Origin of the sequence: Arthrospira sp. PCC 8006 (assembly GCF_046480465.1) — a bacterium.
Classification (GTDB): Bacteria; Cyanobacteriota; Cyanobacteriia; order Cyanobacteriales; family Microcoleaceae; genus Limnospira; species Limnospira platensis.
This window is the reverse complement of the sequence record NZ_PKGG01000458.1, coordinates 1-1,354: the sequence shown is the minus strand read 5'-3', so window position 1 is coordinate 1,354 and position 1,354 is coordinate 1. Positions and strand designations below refer to the sequence as shown.

Sequence of the window (1,354 nt, the reverse complement as noted above, 5' to 3'; positions counted from 1 at the left end):
CTCTCCTTGACGGCAGGCAAAATTGGGATTTTGGTTGCTGCGAGTATAAAAACCACTACCCTGATCAATAAATTCATCCAAAGGAGTGCCACCAGGGGTTTGGTGCAGGTTGAAATTTCCTTTCACATAGGCAGGCAAATTACTCACCAAGGTGAAGCCTTTTTCCCACATTGACCCTCTGTCATCTCTAAAAACGCTAGTTCGGCGGTCTAACCGTTCACCATTAATCAACATGATGCCGTTGGGGCGGCGGGTTTCGTCTAAAACAAAGTCCACCGGACTGGTTATGGAGTCTCCAGTGCTATCATCTCTCAGGGCATCATCACGGGTCGCGTAGACGATACCACTGTTAGGCAATAAAAACTCGTTATCACCGATCGCCTTTTGGCGTAACTTGTTTAAGTCAATCACCGTGGTGCGAATTTCCAGGGGCTGGCGGTCTTCTATGGGGCGATCATAAGTGCCCTTACCATCAGCGAAGAAACCGTCATCATCCTCCAGGGCTTTCACCTGGCGGGCATCCAGTAAAGTTCTTTCAAAAATCGTACCATGGGGAATGGTAGCTTCTGTGGGACTCCCTGCAGTTCCATCTAAGATTTGCATAGCGCAAACGGCCGCATCAATAGCCGACTGTTCCTCCAAGCTCCTATCTGCAAGTGCTTTGGCTAATGCTTTCCGCAGGGGCTCGTTGACAAAGCGCCCATCAGGAAAAACTAGATTAGCCTGGTAGTAAATCCTCTCCTGGACGCTACCAGATGGATTGGCAGCAGTGAACAAGCCGTCAGCATTTGGTGTCTGTTGGGATACATTCAGTATCTGCGGTGCGTAGACAATGCCATTGTGGGACATACCCTCGCCAGTGGCGGTCGCCGCATCCCAAGGCAAGTCATGCTCGTTTTTAGCGGTTTCTTGGGTGGTGGGGTCGTAGTAACTGCTGATACAGGCTATGGGATTTTGGCGATCGCCCGGCTCGGCCCAGGGAGTGGTTGTATAGTGATACACCACAGTAGCCCGCATTTGCAGGTCTCCCTTTTTATAACCTTCATCAGGTTTCTCAGGGTCATCCCATCCCATCGGCATGGTATCTGGCCACACCACATCAAAAGCTGATTCATTTTCCGGGGTGTCTGGGTTGTCCGCCGCCTTTCCTGGTCGAATAGAGTAATTTCCTGGTCGAATAGAGTAATCAGTGTAAAACGAGTCATCAGGTAAAGGTGAGTAAATCCCTGCCCCCGTAACTATCCGCGCCCCCCCTACAAGGGGCTCATCTTCTGTCGGGGCTTTGGCTGCTGCCCTTTCCCAGAAACCATTGCGACCCGTATTCCCCAGGTCGGGCATATCGAACATTCGAGTC

1 protein-coding gene is annotated in these 1,354 nt (G+C 51.0%); it reads right to left on the bottom strand.

Annotation, left to right across the window (positions count from 1 at the left end; genetic code table 11):
• The coding region (hpsA, locus tag B9T16_RS28740; RefSeq protein WP_410246397.1) for a hormogonium polysaccharide biosynthesis protein HpsA at nt 1-1,354 on the bottom strand (1,354 nt) is incomplete at both ends.